The sequence below is a fragment of the Candidatus Methylomirabilota bacterium genome (assembly GCA_035315345.1).
GTDB lineage: Bacteria > Methylomirabilota > Methylomirabilia > Rokubacteriales > CSP1-6 > CAMLFJ01.
This window is the reverse complement of sequence record DATFYA010000219.1, coordinates 1-2709: the sequence shown is the minus strand read 5'-3', so window position 1 is coordinate 2709 and position 2709 is coordinate 1. Positions and strand designations below refer to the sequence as shown.

The following is a 2709-nucleotide window of genomic DNA, read 5'->3' as shown; positions in this document are numbered from 1 at the left end:
CGAGCTGGACGGCGCCCACCAGGCGCTGGTCGAACGCCGCGGCTGGGCCCAGGCCCGCCTCGACGCCAGCGACCGCATCTCCACTCACTAGCTCTTGCCTCTCCCGCGGTCGTGCGATCATCTCCTGGATGACGTCGACCGCATTGCTGCCGCTGCCACTGGCGCTGGCGCTGCTGGCAACGCCGCAAGCGCCCGGCAAACATGTCCGCATCCGCGACCTGCCTGACATCGTTCGCCCGAAGGGCCCCGCCCCGACGACCGCCGAGCTGGGCATCCGCCACAGCGCCGCTCCCGATCGAAGGCTTCCGGGGGGCTTGCGGATCACGACTCGCTGCGAGGACAGCTGCTGCGTCGACGGTCTGATGGCCGGCGACAAGGTGCTGCTCGCGCCGCAGGTCGACCCTGACTTTCGCGATCACTGCAGCAACGGCTGGTACGAACGCGTCGTTCGCGTCGCCTATCAGGACGAATCCGCCGTGTCGATCTATGTGGCCGAGAGCTGGTTCTACGAAGGTGCCGCCCACGCCCATAATCGACTCCGTTGCCGGAGCTTCGACATCGCGACCCGGAAGCAGCTGAGGCTCGCCGACGTCCGGCCGGGCGCCGCCGCCACCCGTGCGCTCGCCCAGGCGCGCCGCTTGATCCGCGACACGCATGACTTGCACGGCTACACCCCGAACGCGGCGGGCATTCGCTTCCGCGGCCCCCGCACCGGCAAGGGGGCACAGCTCGGGCTTCAGTTCTGCGCCGAGGGCCGGGACGACGTCGTCGAGATCGACGCCTGACGACTCGATCCGGTCCCCTCGCCCCGCGAAGCGGGGAGAGGGTTAGTCAGAATGGAACGACCGGCCCCGATTCGCAGTGAGCGTGGATTACGCTGCGGATCGGGAAAGAACCGTGGCGCAGAGCCACATGCGAAAGGAGCCGGTCGATGACAAAGTCTATCCGATACGTGGGTCTGGATGTTCACGCAGACACGATCGCCGTCGCGATCTGCGAAAGCCGCGGAGACGGTCGGTCGCTCGGGACGATCCCGAACCGTCCGGAGTCGATCCGGAAGCTGGTGAAGCGACTTGAGCCAGTGTCGACGCTGCGGGTGTGTTACGAGGCGGGCCCGACTGGGTATGCCTTGTACTGGCAGCTCACCGGGCTGGATGTTCAGTGTGAGGTGGTGGCGCCGACGTTGGTGCCGGTGAAGGCGGGAGATCGGGTAAAAACGGACCGACGGGACGCCGAGAAGCTGGCGCGCAGCTACCGCAGCGGAGACCTGACGGCGGTGTGGGTACCCGACGGTGCGCACGAGGCGCTCAGAGACGTGGTGCGCGCCCGGGAGGCAGCCAAGAAGGATCAGCTGCGGGCGAAGCACCGGCTGAGCAAGTTCTTGCTTCGCCACGGCCGGCGACCTCCGGAGGGAACAAATGCCTGGACGGGGAAGTACTGGAACTGGCTGAGCACGGTGCGTTTCGAGCACACAGCCCAGGAAGCCACGCTGCTGGACTACCGGACCGAAGTGGAGCGAGCAGCCGATCGGCTCGATCGGCTCGAGAAGGCGATCGACGAAGCGGTGCAGGACGCTCCCGCGCAGATGAAGGCGGTCATCGACGCGTTGCAGGCGTTGCGAGGGATCGCGAAGATCACCGCGACCACGATGGTGACCGAGGTCGGCAATTTCTCGCGTTTCGCCAAACCCAATCAGCTGATGGGGTACGGAGGGCTGGTTCCCAGCGAATTCTCGACGGGGAACAGCAGGAGACAGGGGGCGATCACAAAGACCGGAAACGCCCACCTACGGCGAGTTTTGGTCGAGGCAGCATGGTCGTATCGACATCGCCCGAGCCTGTGCGGCGCGCACAAGCGACGCCAGCAGGGACTCAGCGAGGAGATCAAGGCGATCTCCTGGAAGGCCCAGCAGCGGCTTTACACCCGCTACTGGCGGCTGACATCCAGGGGCAAGATTCCTGGCAAGGCGATAACAGCTGTCGCGCGCGAGCTCGTCGGCTTCATCTGGGCTGTCGGCGTCCAGGCCGAACGAGAAGCTGCGGCCGCGTAAAGACGAAGGCGATGGAGCAGAACGGTCAGCGGTCGAAGCGCACGGAAAGGAGAATCCTCGTCTCTCCCTATGCGACAGGCCCTTGGCCCAGATTCGCGAAGTTAGTCCGAGGCAGCTCCCGACGAATCACGATTATGAAGGCGAGCGTCAGCTCGATCCTCGAATATCAGAGTGATCAACCGTCGATGAAGCCGCTTCGGCCGCTGTCCCTTCTGCTCCACTCTCAGCCCAAAACAAACGGGCCCCCATTCACTTTTCTCTTGCGGGGTCGTTCCATATCAGGGAGAGGGGTCCGTCGGCCGGCGGCGCCGTCGCACCAGCGCGCTCATGCCGATGAACAGCAGCGCGATCGATCCGAAGTCGGTCCGGCCGGCGATGGCGCAGCCCCAGCCGGACGAATCGTCGCCGCCGCCGGTGTTGCCCGTGCCGCTGGCGCCCGCCGCGCCGCTCGCGCCGGCCGCGCCGGACGTGCCCGCGCCGCCGCTGGTGTTGCCCGCGCCGGTCGTGCCGGCCGCGCCGCTCGCGCCCGCGTCGCCGGGACCGCCGACACCGCCCGTCGTACCCCCCTCCGATGGCGCGCCGGCGGTCCCTCCATCCGGATGGGCGCCGCCCATGCCCGTGCACGCGGCGGCAAGACTTAGACAGCCGAGGAGCAGCAC

At 67.2% G+C, this 2709-nt stretch carries 3 protein-coding genes; 2 read left to right on the top strand and 1 reads right to left on the bottom strand.

Features of this window, described 5'->3' with window-relative positions; all coding sequences use genetic code 11:
• Window positions 1-128: 128 nt before the first annotated feature.
• Both VKN16_28205 and VKN16_28200 read left to right on the top strand, forming a co-directional pair.
• Window positions 129-785, top strand: coding sequence for a hypothetical protein (locus VKN16_28205; protein HME98107.1), 657 nt, complete (start codon window positions 129-131; stop codon window positions 783-785).
• Window positions 786-931: 146 nt separating this feature from the next.
• Window positions 932-2050, top strand: coding sequence for an IS110 family transposase (locus tag VKN16_28200; protein HME98106.1), 1119 nt, complete (start codon window positions 932-934; stop codon window positions 2048-2050).
• Window positions 2051-2328: 278 nt separating this feature from the next.
• Here the strand turns inward: VKN16_28200 and VKN16_28195 are convergent.
• Window positions 2329-2709 (bottom strand): hypothetical protein (locus tag VKN16_28195; protein ID HME98105.1); only part of this gene is annotated, 381 nt, incomplete at its 5' end.

Excerpts from the sequence above, each read along its gene's own strand:
- VKN16_28205 (HME98107.1), top strand. The coding sequence starts at position 129 with ATGACGTCGACCGCATTGCTGCCGCTGCCACTGGCGCTGGCGCTGCTG.
- VKN16_28200 (HME98106.1), top strand. The coding sequence starts at position 932 with ATGACAAAGTCTATCCGATACGTGGGTCTGGATGTTCACGCAGACACG.